17 protein-coding genes and 7 tRNA genes are annotated in these 22,116 nt (G+C 58.0%); 6 read left to right on the top strand and 18 right to left on the bottom strand.

Features of this window, described 5'->3' with window-relative positions:
- Positions 1–138 precede the first annotated feature (138 nt).
- The 7 genes from K420_RS0115670 to gltX all read right to left on the bottom strand — a co-directional run bounded on the left by K420_RS0115670 (position 139) and on the right by gltX (position 2,233).
- Positions 139–215: transfer RNA gene (locus K420_RS0115670), tRNA-Asp, on the bottom strand.
- Positions 216–242: 27 nt separating this feature from the next.
- A tRNA-Glu gene (locus K420_RS0115665) sits at positions 243–318 on the bottom strand.
- A 32-nt stretch (positions 319–350) separates the two neighbouring features.
- Positions 351–426 (bottom strand) — tRNA-Ala (locus K420_RS0115660).
- A 70-nt stretch (positions 427–496) separates the two neighbouring features.
- Positions 497–573, bottom strand: a tRNA-Asp gene (locus K420_RS0115655).
- 27 nt (positions 574–600) lie between these two features.
- Positions 601–676 (bottom strand) — tRNA-Glu (locus K420_RS0115650).
- Between the two features lie 22 nt (positions 677–698).
- Positions 699–774: transfer RNA gene (locus K420_RS0115645), tRNA-Ala, on the bottom strand.
- 64 nt (positions 775–838) lie between these two features.
- Positions 839–2,233, bottom strand: a complete 1,395-nt coding sequence (gltX, locus tag K420_RS0115640) for a glutamate--tRNA ligase (RefSeq protein WP_027458879.1) — start codon at positions 2,231–2,233, stop codon at positions 839–841.
- 97 nt (positions 2,234–2,330) lie between these two features.
- On the opposite strand from gltX, the gene K420_RS0115635 reads away from it, so the two are divergent.
- Positions 2,331–2,405 (top strand) — tRNA-Val (locus tag K420_RS0115635).
- 191 nt (positions 2,406–2,596) lie between these two features.
- Here the strand turns inward: K420_RS0115635 and K420_RS20255 are convergent.
- Positions 2,597–2,827: a helix-turn-helix domain-containing protein gene (locus tag K420_RS20255; protein WP_084019694.1), complete on the bottom strand. Its 231-nt coding sequence runs from the start codon at positions 2,825–2,827 to the stop codon at positions 2,597–2,599.
- A gap of 373 nt (positions 2,828–3,200) precedes the next feature.
- On the opposite strand from K420_RS20255, the gene K420_RS0115625 reads away from it, so the two are divergent.
- Genes K420_RS0115625 through K420_RS0115615 form a run of 3 tightly spaced genes read left to right on the top strand, consistent with a single transcriptional unit; the run spans position 3,201 to position 5,608 of the window.
- Entirely contained in the window at positions 3,201–4,442 is a 1,242-nt protein-coding gene (locus K420_RS0115625) for an Arm DNA-binding domain-containing protein (RefSeq protein WP_027458877.1), read from the top strand.
- Positions 4,443–4,444: 2 nt separating this feature from the next.
- Complete coding sequence (locus tag K420_RS19265) at positions 4,445–5,278, top strand: HD domain-containing protein (protein ID WP_051453188.1); 834 nt, start codon at positions 4,445–4,447, stop codon at positions 5,276–5,278.
- A gap of 12 nt (positions 5,279–5,290) precedes the next feature.
- Positions 5,291–5,608, top strand: a complete 318-nt coding sequence (locus K420_RS0115615; RefSeq protein WP_157275126.1) for a hypothetical protein — start codon at positions 5,291–5,293, stop codon at positions 5,606–5,608.
- Between the two features lie 128 nt (positions 5,609–5,736).
- Here the strand turns inward: K420_RS0115615 and istB are convergent, their stop codons facing one another.
- From istB to K420_RS19870, 10 genes are all read right to left on the bottom strand, one after another.
- Positions 5,737–6,537 carry an IS21-like element helper ATPase IstB gene (istB, locus tag K420_RS0115610; RefSeq protein WP_456297580.1) on the bottom strand — a complete coding sequence of 267 codons (801 nt, stop codon included), beginning with the start codon at positions 6,535–6,537 and terminating at the stop codon, positions 5,737–5,739.
- Positions 6,527–8,023, bottom strand: coding sequence for an IS21 family transposase (istA, locus tag K420_RS0115605; RefSeq protein WP_157275152.1), 1,497 nt, complete (start codon positions 8,021–8,023; stop codon positions 6,527–6,529). The genes istB and istA overlap by 11 nt, the downstream gene beginning before the upstream one ends.
- Positions 8,024–8,732: 709 nt before the next feature.
- A protein-coding gene (locus K420_RS0115600) for an IS3 family transposase (RefSeq protein ID WP_157275124.1) occupies positions 8,733–9,853 on the bottom strand; the annotation gives its coding sequence in 2 pieces (ribosomal slippage) (positions 8,733–9,601 and positions 9,601–9,853; 1,122 coding nt in all).
- 716 nt (positions 9,854–10,569) lie between these two features.
- Positions 10,570–11,244, bottom strand: a complete 675-nt coding sequence (locus K420_RS0115585; RefSeq protein WP_035854905.1) for a Bax inhibitor-1 family protein — start codon at positions 11,242–11,244, stop codon at positions 10,570–10,572.
- Positions 11,245–11,502: 258 nt separating this feature from the next.
- Positions 11,503–12,729 (bottom strand): IS256 family transposase, encoded by a 1,227-nt coding sequence (locus K420_RS0115580; RefSeq protein ID WP_027457826.1) that lies wholly within the window; start codon positions 12,727–12,729, stop codon positions 11,503–11,505.
- A gap of 446 nt (positions 12,730–13,175) precedes the next feature.
- Positions 13,176–13,748, bottom strand: coding sequence for a 3'-5' exonuclease family protein (locus K420_RS0115575; RefSeq protein WP_084019693.1), 573 nt, complete (start codon positions 13,746–13,748; stop codon positions 13,176–13,178).
- Between the two features lie 148 nt (positions 13,749–13,896).
- Entirely contained in the window at positions 13,897–14,232 is a 336-nt protein-coding gene (locus K420_RS0115570; RefSeq protein WP_027458869.1) for a YggL 50S ribosome-binding family protein, read from the bottom strand.
- Between the two features lie 316 nt (positions 14,233–14,548).
- Entirely contained in the window at positions 14,549–15,229 is a 681-nt protein-coding gene (locus K420_RS19260; protein WP_084019692.1) for a response regulator transcription factor, read from the bottom strand.
- Entirely contained in the window at positions 15,222–18,374 is a 3,153-nt protein-coding gene (locus K420_RS19875) for a PAS domain S-box protein (protein ID WP_198293867.1), read from the bottom strand. The genes K420_RS19260 and K420_RS19875 overlap by 8 nt, the downstream gene beginning before the upstream one ends.
- A gap of 117 nt (positions 18,375–18,491) precedes the next feature.
- Positions 18,492–19,880: a sensor domain-containing diguanylate cyclase gene (locus K420_RS19870; protein ID WP_051453186.1), complete on the bottom strand. Its 1,389-nt coding sequence runs from the start codon at positions 19,878–19,880 to the stop codon at positions 18,492–18,494.
- Positions 19,881–20,687: 807 nt separating this feature from the next.
- Between K420_RS19870 and K420_RS0115545 the strand changes: the two genes are divergently transcribed.
- Entirely contained in the window at positions 20,688–21,107 is a 420-nt protein-coding gene (locus K420_RS0115545; protein ID WP_051453185.1) for a c-type cytochrome, read from the top strand.
- 46 nt (positions 21,108–21,153) lie between these two features.
- Positions 21,154–22,107, top strand: coding sequence for a DHH family phosphoesterase (locus tag K420_RS0115540; protein WP_027458866.1), 954 nt, complete (start codon positions 21,154–21,156; stop codon positions 22,105–22,107).
- The last annotated feature ends 9 nt before the right edge of the window (positions 22,108–22,116 follow it).

The following is a 22,116-nucleotide window of genomic DNA, read 5'->3' as shown; positions in this document are numbered from 1 at the left end:
GGCGTTGAGATGAAACGGTGCTGCATGGGGGGATGGCCTGGCTCGCGTGATTCGAAGGAGCGAAATTATACCTTGCCGCGGGTGGGGGGTATTTTGGCAATGGACGTAAAAAAACCAGCCGAAGCTGGTTTTTATTACTGGCGGAGTGGACGGGACTCGAACCCGCGACCCCCGGCGTGACAGGCCGGTATTCTAACCGACTGAACTACCACTCCGCACTTTAACCTGCACTACCAAATTCTTGGCGTCCCCATGGGGATTCGAACCCCAGTTACCGCCGTGAAAGGGCGGTGTCCTAGGCCTCTAGACGATGGGGACCCGGACAAAACTGCGTTGTGTAGTCTGGTGCTTGGTGGAGGTAAGCGGGATCGAACCGCTGACCTCTTGCATGCCATGCAAGCGCTCTCCCAGCTGAGCTATACCCCCTCAAGGAGACAGCCAAACTACGTTTTGGCCTTTCGACCCGGAATGCAGCTTTCGCTGCAACCCGTAAAACTGGCGGAGTGGACGGGACTCGAACCCGCGACCCCCGGCGTGACAGGCCGGTATTCTAACCGACTGAACTACCACTCCGCACTTTAACCTGCACTACCAAATTCTTGGCGTCCCCATGGGGATTCGAACCCCAGTTACCGCCGTGAAAGGGCGGTGTCCTAGGCCTCTAGACGATGGGGACCCGGACTAACTTCTTTCGCACTTGGTGGAGGTAAGCGGGATCGAACCGCTGACCTCTTGCATGCCATGCAAGCGCTCTCCCAGCTGAGCTATACCCCCGCCGCGAAAGAAGGCCGCATTATAGGCACCTCATTGGGCCTTGTAAAGGGCTTTTCGCGATTTTTTAGAGATATTTTGCCAAGGCCTCCGTAACACGCTCCCGGCCGATCAGGCAGATCACCGCATCGACCGACGGTGTCTGCGCCTGGCCGGTCAGGATGACGCGCAGCGGCATGGCCAGTTTGGGCATCTTGAGGCCGTTTTTGGTCACAGTCTCCTTGATCAGGGCATTGATGGCCGGTGCTTCCCAGGCAACGCTGGCGATGCCGGTCGCAAAATCGGCCAAAGCCGGGCGGGCGTCATCGCCAAGGTGTTGGGCGAGCAGTTCGGCGTGCGGCGTGACCGGCACATAGAAGACTTCGACGGCGTCGGCCAGCACGTTCAGCGTATTGCAGCGGTCGACATACAAGGCGACAGCCTGCTCCAGGCTCGGGCCGGCATCGGTGTCGACACCGCGGGCAGCCAGGCGGGGCTTCACCTTGGCGGCCAGGTCGGCAGGCGATAGCTGCTTCATGTAGTGCTGGTTCAGCCAGAGTAGTTTTTCGGTATTGAACTGGGCGGCCGAGGCGGTGATGTGGTCGAGGTCGAACCATTCGACGAACTGCTGGCGCGAGAACACCTCGTCGTCGCCGTGCGACCAACCGAGGCGGGCCAGATAATTGATGACGGCTTCGGTCAGGAAGCCGTCATCGTCGTACTGCATGACCGACACGGCGCCGTGGCGCTTGGAGAGCTTGGCGCCGTCGTCGCCGAGGATCATCGACAGGTGGGCGTAGGTCGGCACCTCGGCGCCCAGCGCCTTGAGGATGTTGATCTGGCGGGGCGTGTTGTTGACGTGGTCGTCGCCGCGGATGACGTGGGTGATGCCCATGTCCCAGTCGTCGACGCAGACGCAGAAGTTGTAGGTCGGCGTGCCGTCGGCGCGGGCGATGATCAGGTCATCAAGCTCCGTATTGGCGAATTCGATGCGGCCCTTGACCTGATCATCCCAGGCGACGACGCCATCCTTCGGGTTCTTGAAGCGGACGACCGGCGGCACATCGCTTGGCGGGGGGGGCAGTGTCTTGCCGGCTTCCGGGCGCCAGCGGCCGTCGTAGCGCGGCTTTTCCTTCTTCGCTTCCTGTTCGGCGCGCAGGGCATCCAGTTCTTCCTTGCTGGTGTAGCAGTAATAGGCGTGGCCGGCGGCCAGCATCTGCTGAATCACTTCCTTGTAGCGATCCATGCGCTGCATCTGATAGAAGGGGCCTTCGTCGTGTTCCAGGCCCAGCCACTGCATGCCGTCGAGAATAGCCTGCACGGCCTCCGGGGTGGAACGGGCAACGTCGGTATCTTCAATGCGCAGGACGAACGTTCCGCCGTGGCGGCGGGCATAGGCCCAGGAAAACAGTGCGGTACGGGCGCCGCCGATGTGCAGGTAACCGGTGGGGCTGGGGGCGAAACGGGTGCGGACAGGCTTCATGGAATCCGTAATCTTTGGAAAGGCAAAGGGCGATATTCTAGCCGACCCGCGTTTGACCGTCTGGCTTGATTATGGTTAAATGCGCGGCTCCTGAGGAGGGCGGTTAGCTCAGCGGTAGAGCACTGCCTTCACACGGCAGGGGTCACTGGTTCGATCCCAGTACCGCCCACCACCCATTGTGGCCCTCTCAGGAAAACGAAAACCCGCTCAGCTCAAGGCTTGGCGGGTTTTTTGTTTGTGCGCGTTAATTGCTTTGGCGGTGGCAGATTTGAGTGCCGTGCCCAAATTGTGCCCATCTTGCGCCCATCTCGTGCCTTCTTGTTTTGAGGGGCGTAGCTATCGTTCAGAATACGAATTCTGCCTTCAGTGCCCTTTTGAAGTGTCTTTCGATTCAGTTTCGATAAATTCAAACAGATCGCTAACTGAACACCTAAAGAGCCTGCAGAGGCGATCAATTGTCTCTAGATCAACTCTTGTGGCAGTTTCGTTGTAGAGCAACGTAATCGTGTTGCGGTGTAAATCTGTTTCCCGAGCAACATCAACTACCTTCATTTTGTGCTCCCCCATAAGTCGGGATAGATGGCACCTAATCATTTTGTTCTCCAGAAATAAAATTCATCCAGAGTGAAGAAATTGTCTTGACAAGGGCGAATTGCAGCCTAGAATGTCGTTCAGGATGAACTTTGTTCGTTGAAAGCGAAAAAAGTGAATTCTGAAATAGATTACTTTATGGAGATTGAAATGTCACACACGTACCTAACAACTGAGGAGTTGTCCTCATTAATAAAGTATGACCCCCGGACGATTCGGGAGCGCCTTAAGGACAGCGTATTACTCGAGGGTGTTCATTACATCCGCCCGTTTGGCGGCCGAAAAATTCTCTACATTTGGGAAAGGATCGAAGAGGACATGGGGCACGCAGTGGCTCCGGTTTTTTCGATTCCGATGGCCAATGGAGGTGTTTGCCATGGCTAGTATTCGGGTTCGTCCAGACACAGGGCTGCTCTTCTTCGATTTCAGAGTCGGAAATCGTCGTTTTAGGGAGCAAACCAGGCTGAGGGATACGCCAGCCAACCGCAAGGTAATGGGAAAAGTTTGTGATCGTCTTGAAGAACAAATCGCTTTAGGGACCTTCAACTACAGTGAGTTCTTTCCAGGTAGCAAGAATGCGGCAAAGTTTGATCCGGTAGAGCCGTTGGTTCAGGAAACACTCTCTGCTCAGGCCGCAAGTAATCTGGGCGCAGGGGCAGGGAAGGCCACCCCGCTGTTCAAAGAATTTGCAGAAATCTGGTACGCCGAGAAATCCGTCGAGTGGCGCACCTCGCACAAAAAGACCGTACGCGACGACATCGACAAACGCCTCATCCCCCGCTTCGGGGACATGATGGTCGGCAACATCACGAAGGCAGACATTCTTGCATTCCGCGCAGACCTCGCCAAAGCTCCGGCACGGAACAAGACCAACCTGTTGTCCAATCCACGGATCAATAAGATATTGAATCCGCTTCGGCAAATCCTCTGCGAAGCCGCCGACCGCTTTGATTTTCGCACGCCCTTCGACAACATCAAACAACTTAGGGTCAAACGGACCGATGTGGAACCCTTCTCGCTCGACGAAGTGAAGAAGATCATCGACACCGTACGGGCCGATTTCAAACATTACTTCACGGTTCGTTTCTTCACCGGCATGCGGACCGGTGAAGTCCATGGCCTGAAATGGAAGTACGTCGATTTCGATCGCCGCCTGATCCTGGTTCGCGAAACAGTGGTCGCAGGTGAGGAAACCGACACCAAAACCATGTACTCGCAACGCGATATTCAGATGTCGCAACTGGTCTTCGATGCCCTCAAGGAGCAGGAGAAGAGCACCCGCCAGATCTCGCCGTTCGTCTTCTGTAACCGGGAAGGTCTGCCCCTCGACTACAAGAACATCAACAACCGGGTCTGGAAGCCGCTCCTCCGACATCTTGGGCTCAAGGTGCGTCGTCCCTATCAGTGTCGCCACACGGCGGCCACCTTATGGCTGGGGGCAGGGGAGAACCCGGAGTGGATTGCCCGGCAATTGGGGCACGCCACCACGGAAATGCTCTTTCGCGTTTATTCCCGCTATGTCCCGAATCTGACCCGACGCGACGGCTCGGCTTTCGAGCGTCTGCTGGCCGCCAATCTTGGCCACACCCCGAACCCGATTCCCGTCCAAGGAGCCTGACCATGCACACGCCGATTCTTCCGTTCCACTTTCGCCTGGTCAGCCTTGTTCGATTGCCGGGTGCCGCCGGTCGCGAGGTCATGAACGAAGCCGTCCTCTACCACAAGGATGCCCAGATCACCGCCTGCTGGACCTCCCGTCACGTCGACATCCGCCTCAAGCGCGGCTGTTGTGTGGCGCTGCGTGGCGCCTGTTTCCACCAACTCCGGAATGGGCGCCTACCGGTCAGTCGGCTCGAACTGATCGACAAACCGATCCCGGCCATCAATCCCTTCCACACCATTCCGCCCACCTGGCTGGCGGATCGTCATGCCGTTCAGCGGGCTGCCATGCTCTGGGATCGGATGGGGCGGCACTTGCAGCACCTGTTCAACGCCGTGATGTGGGAGGGGGGGCGCTTCTACCGCTATGTCACCGGCCCCGTTGGCTGCAGTGACTATCCTTGGGAACCTGGGCGCAACTTCCGTCATGGCGTCGCCGTTGCCGAACAGGCTGCCAAACTGTCCTCCGGTCTCTCCGATATCTCCGGGCAGGTACTGATTGCCGCCGCCTTACTCCACGATGCCGGCAAGGCAGACGATTACCGTCTGTCGCCGGACGGCTACATACTCTCCGAACGCGGGTACTGGGTCGGATACCAACACACCATTCTCGAATGGCTGGCCGTGGCGCGTACCAAGGTCATCCTGCCGGATGCGCAGTACCTCGCCTTGGTTCACGCCCTGATCGCCCGACGTCACCTCGAGACGCGCGCAAGCTCCTCGATTGAAGCCACCCTGTTGGCAACGGCCGATCGCTTGAGTCGCGAACCGGTGGTCGACCTGCTGGCGCGCTGAAAGGAGGAGGGTATGGAAACCAACCTGCTTGCTAGGGAGGCATTTACCGCGGGCATCCTGTTCTCCCTGGCGGTCATGCTCTGCCTGCTGCTGCGTGCGGTAACGCGAGATGACCATCCAGTAATTCAGCGCGCCAACCGGCTGGCTCTGGCTGGCGGGCTGCTGGGTATCGTGATGCTCGCCGCCGTCAACGGCGTGATCTATCGCTACATCAGTCGCCCACTGGCCAGTTTCATGCTTTTTCCGCTGATCCTGGTGAGCGGTGCCTGGCTGTGTCGGCGCGCGTTTAAATTTGACCACCTGTGCGCGTTGAATTTTGACCAGGTGTGATAGCCGCCTGACATAGGTTGGCTTGTGGATAAGTGTAGCTCAGAACAACTGATTTCCGAGCCACGACGAATGCGTTGGGGAAGCCGTGGAGGACGAAGTCCGGAACGGATTTCCCAACGCGGCCCCGATCAGAACGGATCTGCTTCGGGTGGATTTCCCCGCTTGCTCTGCTCCCGTGCCTTGATCCTCGACTTGGCAGTGGCCGTGCTGTGCCGGAAGCGAAACGACTCGTTGCCCGTTTCCACGATATGGCAGTGATGCGTCAGCCGGTCGAGCAAGGCGGTGGTCATCTTGGCATCACCGAAGACGCTCGGCCATTCAGCGAAGGTCAGATTGGTCGTGATCATCACACTGGTGTGCTCGTAGAGCTTTGAGAGCAAGTGGAACAGCAAGGCGCCACCGGCCTGGCTGAACGGCAGGTAGCCCAACTCATCGAGAATGACCAGGTCCATACGCAGCAGCCCCAAGGCAATCCGCCCGGCTTTGCCGGCAGCCTTCTCCTGTTCCAGCGCATTGACCAGATCGACTGTCGAGAAGAAACGCACCCGTTTGCTGTGATGGGTGATGCCCGAGACACCCAGCGCCGTGGCCAGGTGCGTCTTGCCGGTGCCCGTACCGCCAATGAACACGACGTTCTGGGCTTCCTCGGCAAAGGAGAGGTCGGCCAGTTGCCGGATCAGCTTCTGATCCACTTTCGATTGCTCGAAGTCGAATCCGGCCAGATCACGATGTACCGGGAAGCGGGCCGCATGCATCTGATAGCCAATCGAACGCATCACGCGATCCGTATGCTCGGCTTGCAGTAGATGCTCGATCAGCCAGCGGGAGGCTTCGACACGGCTGCCACCGTTGGCTGTCAGTTCCTCCCACGCACCGGCCATGCCGTGCAGACGCAGTTCCTTGAACTCGCTCATCAGCTCACGCATGATCAGTCACCTCGGTACGCAAGCGGTCATAGCGGCCAGTATCGGCAATCGGCACTTCGCTGAGGGTGAGTGGCGTTTCCACCGGTGGCGGCATGGGACCCGACTTCAGGCGGTTGAGCATGTTCTCGATGTGCTCGGCACTGGGTAGGCCGGACTCCAGCACCAGATCGACGGCGACCAGCACCGCTTCCAGGTCAAACTGCGCAATCGCTGACAGCACTTTGGCCATCACCCGATCCCCACCTTCCCGGCGCAGGAGCAAGTTGCGTAATCGTTGCAACGGTTCCGGCATGTCGGCAAACGGCGCACCGTTTCTCAAGGCACCGGGCTTTCGTTCAATCAGCGGAATGTAGTGCTGCCAGTCGTAGAGGGTTTGCTGGCGACTGAAGTTGCGGGGATGACTGGCCACCCGAGTATCGTGCGCCACAATGTCGATCCGCTCTGGATAAAGACGCAGGCTGACGGCCTGGCCCACGAGTTCGCAAGGGACCGAGTAGCGGTTGCGATCCAGTGTCACCAGACAAGTGCTCGATACCTTGCCCAATGTTTCGACATAGCCATCGAACGGCGCCACCATCGGCATCAGGCTGGGTTGCTCGTGTTCGAGCATCTCGGCCACCGTCAGATCGGCGTACTCGGGATGACGCAATTCCTGCCACAGCCCCCGGCAGCGCTCGAGCAGCCAAACGTTCAGTTCGGTGAACGAACTGAACCGTTCCTTACCGGCATCCTGCCAGAGCCGCAGCCGACTATCCTGGATGTTCTTCTCGACAACGCCTTTCTCCCAGCCGCTGGCGACATTGCAGAAATCCGGATCAAACAGGTAGTGGGAGGCCATCGCCGAGAAGCGCGAATTGACGATGCGGGATTTGCCTTTCTGCACCTTATCGACGGCCGTCTTCATGTTGTCGTAGATGCCGCGTCGGGGAATGCCGCCCAAGGCAGCAAACGAGCGGGTGTGGGCATCAAACAGCATTTCGTGACCTTGCGTCGGGTAGGCTTGAACGACAAAGGCCCGACTGGCGCAGAGTTTCAGATGTGAGGCAAGTATCTTCCGCCAGACGCCGCCAATGACCAGATGCTCTTCGCTCCAGTCGAACTGGAAGGCTTCGCCCAACTCGAAGTGGAGCGGAACGAAGGCTTTACTGACGGCTGCACCGCCATCGGCCCGCCAGCGCCGGATGAACTCGGTGACCCGGCAGTAGGTGCCGGTGAATCCGGCAGCCTGCAATTCGCCAAAGAGTTTCAGCGCGGTACGCCGATCCCGTTTCGGGCGCCGGGCATCCGCCTCCAGTGCCTTGATCAGGCGCGCCGCATACGGGGCAATCTTGACGTTCGGGTTCTGCCGTTCGTACCTCGGCTCCGTCCCTTCCGGTGTCCGTAACCAACGTTTGACGGTGTTCCGGCTATACCCCGTCTTCCGCGAAATCTCGGACAGCGACAGGCCATCCCGATAAAACAACCGCCGAATCCTTCCCAGATCCTTCATGGTGATCATCTCCTAAAATCCTGCTCAAAAAATGAGCGGACGAGTTAATCACCCTGGTCAATTTTCAGCGCGCACAACCTCGCTTTTCTGGTCAGTTTTCAACGAGCGTCAACAGCGCAGGGCAGGCCATATGGTGAACCTGTCTTCAGGGATGCCAATGATCCTAAGTACGGTGTTTGCGAGGTACTGGATCCAGCGATGTATGCCCGAGCCGGGCATTTGATTGAGCGCTGTTGGAATATCAACTGATTATTCAATTCAGTGTGGCTCTAGATGCGTCGGATCCACGAAAACGGCACCTTGCTTACGGGTAAATATTATTTAGTCCGTCCTGAACAACGTACAACCCGATGATTTAATGGGAAATACGGCAAATTCATGGCCATGAATTTGCCGGAAATCGGATAATAATGCCTTGATTCCTTGCAAATTTTTTGTGAGCTTTCGATGGGTTCAAAAGGCAAACACGCCTTGCATGCCGTGCTTTGCGGTGCCGGGCACAATCTCAGAATGATTCTGAGAGCCATCCGGCTTTTTTACGTCTGGATACTGTATGTCTCCATGTCCAACACCAATCGTCGGCAATCACCCTATCCGGAATTTCGTTACTTCGCCGTGCTTTGAAATGAGTTATTCAGGACGGAGTAGATACGTTCGATCATCTCAGTCAGGCACGAGAAATTACCGTGCTTTCGACGTCCCCCCGTTTTCAGTAGCAGATCGCTTTAGAGTCCGAGGGTAATTTACCTGATTTTTTGGTGAGTGATTTGGCATAGGCAGCCGGGGTCAAACCACCGAGGGATTTCTTGGGCCGCTCTTCGTTGTATTCGCGGCGCCAGGCTTCGATGACGACTTGGGCGTGGCGCAGGGTCGTGAACCAATGCTCGTTGAGGCACTCGTCACGAAAGCGTCCGTTGAACGATTCGATATAGGCGTTCTGGTTTGGCTTGCCGGGCTCAATGAGGAATAGCTGAACGCCGCGAGCATGCGCCCAGGTCAGCATGGCCCGGCTACAGAATTCCTTGCCGTTATCCGTCCTGATTGCTTTGGGTAGGCCGCGTATCTTGGCCAACAGATCGAGGGTCCGCGTGAGTTGCATGCCGCCTATCGCTCGTTCTGGAACAATCGCCACTGCTTCGTGCGTGGCATCATCGACAACGGTCAGGCTTTTGATGACTCGCCCTTCCGCCGTCCGGTCGAACACGAAATCCATCAACCAGACCTGATTGGCTGCCGAAGGGCGCTCCAGCGGACGACGATCCGACACCGGGATCTTCTTTCGCTTTCTTCTTCTCACTTGCAGACCTGCCTCGGCATAGAGCCGATCCACCCGCTTGTGATTCACCACCATGCCGGTCTGCCGCAGCTTCAGATAGATCATCCCAGCTCCGTAGCGCCGATGGCGCTGGGCGAGCGTGACGATCTGCTCCTTCAAAGCCGCACTGCGATCCGTCGCCGGCCGGTAACGGAATGAACTCGGACTCATGCCAACGAAGCGAAGTGACCTCCGCTCGCTGAGCCCCTTGTCGATCAGGTAGCGCACCAGATCACGCCGTGACGGTGCGCTCACCACTTTTTTCTCAGGGCCTCTTTGGCGATTTCGTTCTCCAGGAGCGACTCGGCCAGCAGTTTCTTCAGTCGGTTGTTCTCTGTTTCCAGTTCCTTCAGACGCTTGGCATCTGAGACGCTCATCCCACCAAACTTGCTGCGCCAGAGGTAGTAGCTCGCTTCCGAGAAGGCGTACTTGCGGCACAGTTCCCCAATCGGCATCCCCGCTTCTGCTTCCCGTAGGAAACCAATGATCTGTTCTTCGGTGAATCGCTTCTTCATGTCCAATCTCCTTGTCGTAGTGGATTGGACTCTAAAGTCAGACGCTACTCAATTCCGGGGGGACGTCGGGTCTCTGCCTGGAACTCTGTCGGTGAATTGGTGATTAGCGTTTGGGCACATCATCAGAGGCCGAAAACCCCTGGGGCCATGGAGTTTGAGGCGAAAGCCAGTCGCTGGGGTGGCTCTGGCAACAAGGAATTCAGGGAAAATGTACAGCGTGCATTCGAGACGAATGCAGCGCTCAGGCTTGTTATAGCCAAGACCGATGAAACGAGGCGCGTAGAAGCAAGCGAAGACGCCAGCCAGATAAAGAAAGAGTTTTCAGTCCGAACAGACTTGGTGGGACGGGTGGTCGAGTGGGATGGTGATAGGTATGTCTTCCGATTCGAAAGAGAAACCACCTGAACACATTTGTCTGATGCGGCCTACCAAAAAGCCCATGTCGCTGAACATGGGCTTCGTAAATCTTGAACCTTGGCACTCACGGCCATGGTGACCGGCTTCTCGCCGTTTGGGTGCTACTCGGTCATTTTTTCGAACTGCGGCGGATTTTCAGTCATGCTGCCTCCAATCGCGTTGTTCCTGTAGGGCCTGACCAACTGCCCGTCAGGCTTCGATTTCAGATTACTCCTCCGAGCAAAAAAGTCCACTAGCAGTACGGAAAAACGGCCCGCCAGTTGGCGAGCCGTTGTGGCACTGGTCTGTATCGAGCTGGGTTAGTCGTTGCTGGAGAAGCCGAGCAGTTGCAGTACCGACAGGAAGAGGTTCAGCACGTTCAGGTACATGCTAACCGCGGCCATCACATAGTTGGTTTCTTCACCGCGCACCAGACGGCTGGTGTCGTACAGGATGAAGCCTGAGAACAGCAGCGCAGCGACTGCCGATACGCCAGCCTGCATCGCGGGGACAAACATCGCAGCAATGCTGGCCAGGATGACGACAATCAAGCCTGCGAACAGGAAGCCACCCATACGGGAGAAATCCTTGCCGGTCTTATAAACATAAGCCGTCAGCGCCAGGGTAACCGCGGTGGTTATCACGGCAGCGGTCAGTACCGTGCTGCTGCCTCCAGGCATGTTGATGTAGTGGGTCAGCGTCGGGCCGATACCCATACCGCTAAGGGCAGTAAAGGTGAGCATGGCCGGCACGGCTGCTGCGGTATTCCGTTTCTTGTGCAGGTAGAACAACGGCACCAGGCCGAGCAGGGTAAACACGATACCGGCCAGCGGACCAAAACCCGCCAGCATGCTGATACCAGCACCTACGCCGGCAACAGCGGTTGAAAGGGCGAGCAGTTGGTATGTATTGCGAATGACACGGTTGGTGTCGGGCGCCGCAAACGTGCCATATTCGGTTCTGCTCAGGTCGATAACACGTGCTTCAGTGCGCATGGTGGATAACTCCTCCAGTGGTTGGTGACGTCACTGTAAGTCGTAGCGCGTTACCAAAAAATCAATCCGCCGTTGAGTTATTGTTCGAAAAATCCGAATCGAAAGCAACCCTTGATAAGGTTTAGCTTGGTGGCAGATAGTCAATGACTCTGTCCACATTCTCCATGGGCAAAAATGTATTGAATTTTCGAGGAGATTTTTTGGCCAAAAATTGCTTTATTTGGGCGTGTCCGGAATTTTGTGTAAACGGGGTTTGAGTTAAACGTTGTTCATCCGGTCTTCGAACTGGATAGTAAATCGGGTCAGTGCAGCCTTCCAATCCCGAATGGGCAAGGTCCATTTCTGGCTGATGTTGCGGAGCGCCAGGTAGAACAGTTTCATCAGTGCCTCATCGCTCGGAAACGAACCGCGATTTTTGGTGATTTTTCTCAGGCTCATGTTCACCGACTCAATCGCATTGGTCGTGTAGATGACTTTCCGTATCTCGGGCGGGTAGTCAAAGAACGGCGTGATGCGTGACCAATTCCGGCGCCAGGACTGGCTGATGGGCAGGTAGGCATCGTCCCATTTGTCCTCGAATTCACCGAGCATCTGCTCGGCTTCATCGGCGGTGGCACTGGTGTATATCCGCCGCAGGTCAGCGGCAACGGCCTTGCGCATCTTCCACGAGACATAGTTCAGGCTATGCCGGACCATATGGACGACGCACAGCTGAACGGCAGCACGCGGATAGACTGCTTCAATGGCCTCCGGAAATCCCTTCAAGCCATCGACGCAGGCAATGAAGACATCCTGTACGCCTCGATTCTTCAATTCCGTCACCACTTGCAGCCAGAATTTTGCGCCTTCCGTCTGGGCAATCCACAGGCCGAGCACTTCCTTCTCACCGGCCAGGTTGAGTCCAATCGCCAGATAGACGGCCTTGACGCGCACGCTGCCATCCCTGACTTTGACGTGGATACAGTCCAGATAGACGATGGGGTAAATGCTGTCCAGCGGCCGTGATTGCCAGGCCTTGGCTTCTTCAATCACGGCATCCGTGACCGATGAAATCAGCGTCGGCGACACCTCCGTGCCGTACATCTCTTCCAGGTGTGACTGGATTTCGCGGACCGTCATGCCTCGGGCGTAAAGCGACAGAATCTTGTCGTCAAAGCCCGTCCAGCGGGTCTGGTGCTTGGGAATCAACTGCGGCTCGAAGGTGCCGTGGCGGTCACGGGGAATTTCTATCGGCAGTTCGCCGAACTCCCCTTTGAGCGTCTTCCTGCTCTTCCCGTTGCGCGTATTGCCGGCAGGATTCTCTACCGGCTCATTCTTGCCGTGGCCGAGGTGGTCGGCCATCTCCGCTTCCAACGCCTTCTCGACCAGCAACTTGGTGAGCTGCTTGAGCAAGCCGTTCTCGCCAATCAGGTCTTCCGGTTTCCGATAGTCAGCCAGCAGGCTGTCCAGCAACTCCTTCGGTACTGCTTTCTTTGCTACGGCCATCATCGCTCCTTGGGGCGCGGCAGTTTCCTGCCAAATGACCGTTTACACAAAAATTCTTACACGCCCCTTTATTTTGTCACTTTTGGCCACGATATGTTTTTCAATGGCCTAAAACGGCGTGTCTTGGACGATGTTTTAGGCAGATTCTTGGTAAAATCGAGGGATTGTGACTGCTTCTTGGTCAATTTATGCTTTATTGCAGGCCAAGAAATGCTTAAAGGCACAACAGAAACCCGCTCAGCGCAAGGCTCGGCGGTTTTTTTGTTTTTGTGCGGCCAATTTATTGCTGTTTCTTCAAGGCACCGTTTCTATCTCTGGTGACTAAATCTGGATCGGTTTGGCTGGTAAGTCAATTATTAGGCTTCGTTTTGATGGCGTAAGGTCGCGCAGAAGCGTGGATTCGTTGAATGCCGGCAAACCGGCTTGCGTGAAACCGGAATGACGGATCAGTCGCTATAGAGGTTGGCTTGTTTTCTGGAAGCGGCGGGGGCCTGGGTATCTGCTGACTGTTGACTGAGACCAAGCTGTGCTTCAACGGCTTCGACTGCTGCTTTCAGGGCCCGGGCATCAACCAGGGCATGGTGTTGTCGCGGATCGGCGGCAAATTGCTGCGCCAGCGTTTCATTGAAGAGGACTTGCGCCTCAGCCGATAACGCGGGGATCGTTATGAGCGTTAAGCGCAAATCGAAGTAATTCAGGATGCCTGCCTGCTGCGTTGGCGTACGCCCAAAACCGGCGCGAACCATGGCCAGGTCCCAACCGCTATCTGAAATTAAAACCGGGTCATTGAACTGGGCAGCCCAAGCCGCGAAGTGCTCGTTGAATTTGTCACGTTGGATTTGGTGATGCCCCCCTTCCAGCAACGGGAGCACATGTGACTGGACAAATTCCGACGTTGAAGTGGGGAGTGGATCCAGCTCAACATAAAACTCTTGCCCACCCTCGGCGACAGCACCCAGGCTAATCAACTGCGTATCCGTGAAATCCGAAAATTCGGTATCGACGTAAATTCTGGTCACGCTTCAACTCCCGATCACTGTCGCTTGTCGGCTGTCGTTGCAGTCGCCTTGCTGGGCAAGGGGTGCGCAGGCTGATCTCCATCGCGTACCGACAAGGTGAAATGAAGCGAGGTGGGCTGCACTCCGGCCTCGCTTCGTGGCTGACGCTTTACGCCGTCAGGCTGGCGTACCAGGCGTCCGACAGATCATGAACCGTCACTGCCGAGAATACTGCACGGGCCTGAAGCCAATCACGAACCGCTTCGCGATCTTCGTTGGTTGCGGAACCGCCCCCGGCTTTGCAGACATAACCGCAGGCCAGGCCACCACCGTAGATCAGGCCACGCGGTTCGATGACACCTTCGACGAAGGCAATCAGAAGATCCTCTTCAGCTGTGCCAACCAGCGGCTCCTTCAGCGTAGTTTCAATATCGAATCCCAGTTCTTGAAATTCATCCAGGTGGAGTTTTTTGCGAAGACGACGGGAACGCTGGTGCTTGGCCATGATGTGCTCGAATAAAAATTGTGAGGCCGAAAGGTAACACTCTCCCCTCCTGGCGACCAGAGGAGGCCTACGCCGGAATGCTTGAAGGCCATGATCTACAAGCGTTTCAGAGCATCTATCCGGTTGAACACGAATCCAGCCGGTGTTGTAGCCCCGCGACCGCGTGATCTGGCGAGCAGGGGCGACACGGCTGCCAAGGTGATGAAGACCCGCAAGACGGTGAAGCCATCACGAAGAATGGCGGGCCCGGCCTTCCCGGAAAAATTCTGGGAGGCCGTTCACCCTCAGCTGACTGGCCGGGGCGTGAGCGGGTCTTTCAGCGCTTGATCGCCACTGGCAATTCGGCCTGCGGCGTCGATGGTGGGATCGCTGTGGCAGCTGCCTTGCTGGATTCGAACAGCAGGTTGGCCAGTTCGACGAGCGATGCGGCATTGCTTTTCGCCATGACCCTGGCCCGGTGAATTTCTACGGTGCGATAGCTGATGTTCAGTTGTTTCCCGATTTCCTTGCTCGTGAGGCCTTGCACGGCGAGGGTCGCGACTTCGCGTTCGCGGGGGCTGAGGCCGGCCAGTCGCGATGCTGCATCGCGCTGATCGGCTTTTCTTCCAAGCAGGCGGCAGGAGGTTTCGAGGGCAACGCTCAGGCTTTCCAGCAGGCTTGCCCGGGTGACGGGCTTGGTCAGGAAATCCGACGCGCCTGCCTTCATCGCCCGAACGGTGGCGGGAATATCGCCGTGTGCCGTCAGGAAGATGAGCGGCAACTCGCTTCCCCGGGCGAGCAGCGTTTGCTGCAATTCAGCCCCGTTCATGCCTGGCATCTGCAGATCCACGATGGCGCAGGCCACCCGGGAACGGGCTGACCTGAAGGCGGCGAGGAATGATTCGGCGCCGTCGAAAGACTCCACGGAGAACCCGCTCTGGCGAAGCAGCAAGGTCAGTGCATCCCGCACGGCCGCGTCGTCGTCGATCAGGTAGATGATGGGAGACTGTTCATTCATCGGCGTAGGGCAGGGTGAAGTGGAATGTCGCGCCCGGACCGGGTTTCGGGTCGATCCAGAGTTGTCCGCCATGCGCCTCGACCACGGCCCGGCTGACGGCGAGACCCAGGCCGAGGCCGCCCGATTTGGTGGAGAAGAAGGGCTCGAAAATTTGTTGGGCATTTTGGGTGTCCAGCCCCGGCCCGGTATCGCTCACCGTCACCTGCACCATCTGGCCGGCGGGACCCGTACGCACGCGCACCGAGATGGCGCCACTCGCAGCCCCGGCATCGTGCATCGCCTCGATGCCGTTTTGAATCAGGTTGATGATGACCTTCTGGATCTGCAGCTCATTCCCCCGGACCTTGGGCAGGTTGGGCGCCAGCTTGAGGACAGTCTTGAATGGCGTGGTGCCGTTTTCCCGGACGATGGCAACTGCCTTGGTGATCGTCGTGTTGATGTCGAGCGGCGAAAATTCGACTTCCGTCTTGTGGAGGAAGGCAACGAGTTGATGCAGGCTCGCCCCGGCCCGGTGAACCTGCTCGATGTTCCTTTCGAGTATGGTCGCCAGTTCTTCGATGGGCGGCTCATGGGCACGCGCCATTTCCAGTGCCACTTCACCGTAGGCTGATGCGGCAACCAGCGGCTGGTTCAGTTCGTGGGCAATGGCGGCGACGGTCTGTGAGGCCACTTGCCGTTTGACGAGGGCATCCATGGCGCTGCGCTGTTCCTGGGATTCTTTCTCCAGGCGCATCTTTTCCTCGACGTTCTGCATGAACAGGTAGAAACGTCCGCCTGGTTCGTCGTGTTTGAAGGAAATGTTGATTTCCGCCGGCAACGTGCTGCCGGTTTTGTTCCGGAGCCAGATCAGGAAACGCTCCCGGCCGCTGTTGCGGACTGTGTCGAGAATGGTGTCGATTTCTTCGCGGGTGTCGCAGGAACAGAGATCGGCAAAGGCCAGGCTTCGCAGTTCTTCATTGCCATACCCGGATTGCCGGACATAGCTGTCGTTGGCTTCAAGTACCCGGCCGGCTTCGTCCAGGATCAGGAAACCGTCCGCCGTGGTTTCGATGGCTGCCCGGTATTTGGCTTCGCTCGCCGTCAGGGCAAGTTCGGCCATCTTGATCGACGAGATGTCGCTGATCATGCCGAACCACTCCTCGATGTCACCCGTCGGGCTAAGGATCGGGACGGCGCGCGTGTGCATCCAGCCAATGCTCTGATCGGGGCGTATGGCGCGGTATTCCACCTCGAACATCCTTTTGCTGGCGGCGGCTGTGCCGATTTCTGCCCGAACCTTCGCGCGGTCCTGCGCAATGACATTTTTCTTCAGCCATTCCCCCTTGTCGTCGGACTCGGTCAACAACTCCTTGCCATCGACCCAGCGAAATCCACTCCAATCCGCGTTGGCCGAATAAACGGCGTCCGAACTGGCCCGGACCAGGGCACGGAAGCGTTCCTGGCTTCGCTGAAGTGCTTCTTCCGCGGATTTGCGCCGCGAGATGTCCTGGACCGTACCGCGTATCCCGATAATGTGACCGGTACGATCACGAACCACTTCGCCGCGGATGGTTGCCCAGATGTATTCGCCGTTACGGCGTAGCCGAACATCGATTTCATATCCCGCCCCGGTACGGAGACTTTCCTGGAATACGGCATTGATCCGTTCCCAATCCTCGGCTGGGTAACATCGCTCGCGTTGATCCTGAAAGTTGGGCATTGCTTCCGATGCCGGATCGAATCCATAAATGCGCAGTAATTCGGTTGAGCCGGTGGTTGCTCCGGTTTGCGCATCCCAGTACCAACTGCCGATATGGGAGAGTCTTTGCGCTTCCGTCAGATCTGCTTCGCTCTCACGGATCTGATTTTCAGCCCGCCGGAGTTCGGTGAGATCAAAATGGGTGCCGACGATTCGCGTGATGCGGCCAGCAGCCCCGGAGCGGACCGGGTATCCCCGGGAGAGTATCGGCAGGTAATACCCGTCCTTGTGCCGTAAGCGAAACTCGATTTCATAATTGCACCCCTTTTGCACGACATCGTTGATGACGCGCATGACCTTCGGCAGATCATCCGGGTGCAGCAAGCGTTTCCAGGCACTGATATGGGGTTCGATGTCCGACTCATCGTATCCCAGCATGGTCTTCCAGCGCAGTGAGTAGAAAGCCTCATCGGTCTCCAGGTTCCAGTCCCAGATCCCATCCTGTGTCGCCCGAAAAGCGAGATTCAAGCGTTCTTCATTTTCCCTGAGGGATGCTTCGACCCGCTTGCGTTCGGTCAGGTCGGACGCCATGATCAGGAAGTGATCGGGCTTGCCGCTGGTGTCCGGCAGGCAGGATATGTACTTGTGCACCCAAGCGGCTGATCCATCCTTTCGGATGTAGCGATTTTCCATCTCGAGCTCGGAGACCGTGCCGGCCAGCAATCGCCCGATATCGGACAGATTCGGGCCTCTGTCCTCCGGATGGAGCAATCGTGCCCCTGACATGCCCCGCAGTTCATCTTCGGTATAGCCGAGCAGCGCTGAATAGGCCGGATTGGTGCGTTCGATGATCCCCTGGAGTGTCGCGATGCCGATGGCGATCGGCGCATTCTGGAATACTGCGCCAAACAGGCGGCTGATTTCGCCCAGCGCATATTCGGCACGTGCATGCAGAATCAGCATGCCGGCATGGTCAGCCAGCAACTCCAGGATTTTCGAAATGTGCGGGGTAGGGGTGAGCGAGGTGCGGTAGTGCGTCGAGAACATGCCGATGCACTCGCCGCCCTTGTCCCGAATCGGTATCGAAAATACCGCCCGAATTCCGGCACGCTGCTGGATTTCCAGGCTCGCCTGGTCGGCGAAGATCGGACTCTGCGCGACGTCCGGAATGAATAGGGGGCGGGATTCAGCGAGTGCCGTTCCACAGACCCCCTTTCCCTCAGCGACGGATTCCCAGTAAGCGAGCCACCAATCGGGCAGATTGCGCTGGGCGATGATCCGGAGTTTTCCTTCGGAATCCCGTAGCTGGATATTGCCGAAATCGGCATTCGCCAGCGCAATGGCAACATCGATGACGCCAGCAAGTGATTCGACCAGGTTGGGGGTAACCCATGCCTCCATGGAAATTCTCGCCTCAAGTCCAGGGAAAAATATCGTTGGAATGATGCGCCGAATACGGGCAAACACCTATACGTGCTCACCCTTATCATGGCCCGGAAAGTGGCGTGCGGCGCCGCCGCAGGGTCAATGTCGGGTTCGTGGCGGCGTACCGTCAGTCCGGCGATACCTCAGGCGAGGCGCGCTTCAAGGCAAGGTGTCTGGCCGTGCTTCATGGGGGCACCCGAAAAACCGCCAATCAGCCCCGCCGGCCCGCTTTGCCTCATACATCGCCTGGTCGGCCGCCCGTATCAGGCTGGCCTCGTTTTCGCCGCAGGTCGGATACTGGGCGACGCCGATGCTGACCGACATCGGCAACCGGGCCCCGTCCACGGCCAGGTCCGCGGATACAGCCTGTTTGATCTTGTTGATGACTTCGATGATGTCGGACTGATTGGTCACCTCGGTCAGGATAATCGTGAATTCGTCGCCACCCAGGCGCGCAACCGTGTCGGAATCGCGAATGCACCGCCTGAGACGCCTGGCCAATTCCTGAAGTAATTGATCGCCCGCCGGATGGCCGTGATTGTCGTTAACCGACTTGAACGCATCGACATCGAGAATGAGCAGGGTAAAGCCGTTCCGCGAGCGCGTTGCACGCGCCATTTCATGATGCAGGCGGTCGAGGAAGAGGTTGCGGTTGGGCAAGCCCGTCAAACCGTCGAAATAGGCCATTTGCACCAGTCGATCTTGTGAATCGTCCTGTCCGCTCAAATCGCGCTGGCGGAAAATCATGTGCGTGACCTTGCCCTGATGATCCACGAACGGGCGGATGTTCTGTTCAGCAAAGTACCACTCGCCGGATTTTTTGCGATTCACGCTGACGCAATGCTTCTCGCCTCCCCGCGCCAGGCCGGCGAGAAATTCCGGGCGGAAAACCTGCTCCCTCAGCCGGACATCGAGCATCAGGGGGGTATGGCCAACTACCTCTTGCTCGCGGTAGCCGGTAATCGCCTCGAAAGCCGCGTTGGCATAGACAATAACGCCCTCGGCATCCGTGATGAGCACCCCGTCGTCGTTGCTGTCTTCCAGACTGATCAAGCGCGACAGGTCGTGTTTGTGGCGGCTTCCCGCGAGGGATTGCCCAAGTAGGACGATAAATGCCCGGCTCGAACCCAGCTTGAAGGGCCGGGCGGAAATCTCCAGCCAACGGCGGACGCCCTGCTGGTCGAGAAAGCGGCACTTCTGCCAGGCACCGTTGGCGAAATTCAGTTCGGTGTAGGCCAGGTTGTAGCCCGGTGTTTCCCGGCGCAGCGGCAAATCGATAATCACGTCGCTCACCGGGGTGCCGAGCAACGCGGCCGGCTCTCGTTTGAGCAGCCGGGCTGCCTCCGAGGTGCCGAAGAGTATTTCGCCTTCCAGATTCAGCACCAGGCTGGCCCCCTGGGTATTGCCCGACGGGCGGCAGCGCTTTCCCGCTGGCGTGCCGGCATGGGAAGGCAGGGGAGGCGTCGCGCTGTTCGCCGCACCGGGTTTGTCCCGTGCCGGACCGGATTCCGACGACCTCCAGGCGTTGCCGGCGGAGCCCTTGGCCACAGGCCAATCGGAAAAATGGCCGCTGCCATGCAGTCGTGACTTTCCTGGTCGAGCAAGGAACGTGGCTTGCCACTTTGCCTGGGGTGACGGCATGGCGCTTGCCCAATGCGCCCTGCCCATGTGCATCGTTGCCATGTGATTACTCCCTGGATGAACAAGACCAAGAACACCGAATCAAGTGGGTGGCGGGGGATGGCCCAATCCCTGGGGTGTCTGCGAGCAATCGGGCAAAGACATATCCGCTCGGTCAAATTGAATCGTAGATGTCATGGCTCTGTGAATACGAAGTCATACCTATAGCCCTCCTGCCGGCAGGCAGACAAAAATTAATGGGCATTTGAATGTCATCTCTCGGCAAGTGGCTGTTGCCGGAGAGAGGGCGGTTCATGGTGGGCACGCACCGAGCGCGGACAAAAGGAGGAGCTGACATGGAAGTCAAAGAAAGCGCGATACATCGCCAAGTGGGGGGGATCAAGGTGGAGGCCTTTCATCATCCCGTTGCAGACCGACGCGTCCAGCCACATCGGCAGCGGAAGCTTGCCGTGGCCGCATTCCTCAGGGCAACGGTGCGCGATCTGGCGCCAGGGCACGAGGCTGCCAGTCTGGCTGATGCCAGGCGTGGTTGAGGCCAGCGTACGGTGCTGTTCGACTGGCCGGATTCAGGTACGGGTTTTACCGGGAAACATGGATAGTGATGGCGCAGGCAGCGGATGACAATCCGGTATCGACAGATGTCTTCTCGGCATCTGCGACACCGGTATCCGAATGAGTCCGTAGCCAGGAATGGCGTATTGATCGGGGGGCAACATGAAGCTGACGACCGTTACTTATTCCTTGGGGGTATTCCTTTGCTCGATTGGCAACTTGTCCGTTGCAGCCGAACGTGTCGACTTCGGGCGCGAGGAATACCGGGAGAACTGTCTGATTTGCCATGGCGAGGCGGGGGATGGCAATGGCCCGTACGCGCACATGTTGACCAAGTCTGCCAGCGACCTGACGAAGCTGGCCCGGGAAAACAGGGGGGTGTTTCCGTTTACCCGCGTCTATGAAGTCATAGACGGGCGAGAGATGGTCCAGGGGCATGGCACGCGGGATATGCCGGTCTGGGGAAGCGCCTATCGCGTTCTTTCCGGCGAAGTCATGTTCGAAGTGCCTTACAACCCGGAATTGTTTGTCCGTAGCCGCATTCTGGCGCTGATCGAATACATCAGCCGATTGCAGAAATAGGGGCGCCTGCGTTCGAGTTTGGCTCATTGAAAAGCGAGTCTGCAGCATGAAGGCGCCCCGTTATACCCATTTCGACGTATTCAATGGCGATGCCGATGGCTTGTGCGCGCTCCAGCAACTGCGCCTTGCCCAGCCGAAGGAATCCGTGCTGGTTACCGGACGCAAGGGCGATCACGATTTGCTGCAGCGCGTCGCTGCGCGCCCGGGCGACACGGTGACCGTGCTCGATCTTCCGGTCGAGGCCAATCGGCAGGCCTTGCAGGAATTGCTTGGGATAGGTGTCAGCGTCGAGTGTTTCGATCATCACCCGGCCTCCGGGTCGGAGCACCCGCTGTTGCGGCTCAGGCTCGATCCTTCTCCGAGACTGTGTACCAGCCTGCTCGTCGATCGCCATTTGTCCGGGCAATACCGGGCCTGGGCGGTGGTCGGGGCGTTTGGCGACAATCGGCCCGTGGTGGCCGAGGAGATGGCCCGCTGCATCGGGCTCGATCAGAAGAAAACCCGGTTGCTCAAGATGCTGGGTGAATGCCTGAACTACAACGCCTATGGCGGCAGCGAGGCCGACCTTGGCGTTCCGCCGGCCGTCCTGCATCAATGCATGGCGCCGTTTCACGATCCGCTGCAATTCATGATGCAGGGCGATGTGTTTCTGCGTATTGCGCAGCGACTGGCGGGCGATCTGGCGTTGGCCATGGATGTCCGGCCGATGCTGCAGACCGAGCGGCTGACGGCCGTCCTGTTGCCGGATGCCGCCTGGGCGCGTCGCGTGATCGGCATCTATGCGAACTATTTGGCGAGGCTGAATCCAGGCCGGATTTGTGCGGTATTGGTGCCGAATGGCCGTGGCGGATTGACCGTCAGCTTGCGCGCCGCCCGGCAATGTGGGGCGTTGGCCGGCCGGCTGGCGCGCCGTCATGGCGGCGATGGCCGCGCCACCGTTGCCGGCATCAGCGATTTGCCGGTCGAGCAGGTTGCGCGCCTGCTCCGGGAGATGCTGTGAAGGAGGCGC

Source organism: Dechloromonas agitata is5 (genome assembly GCF_000519045.1).
Taxonomy (GTDB): domain Bacteria; phylum Pseudomonadota; class Gammaproteobacteria; order Burkholderiales; family Rhodocyclaceae; genus Azonexus; species Azonexus agitatus.
Note: the sequence above shows the minus strand (reverse complement) of the source record. Positions and strands in the feature narration are given on the sequence as shown.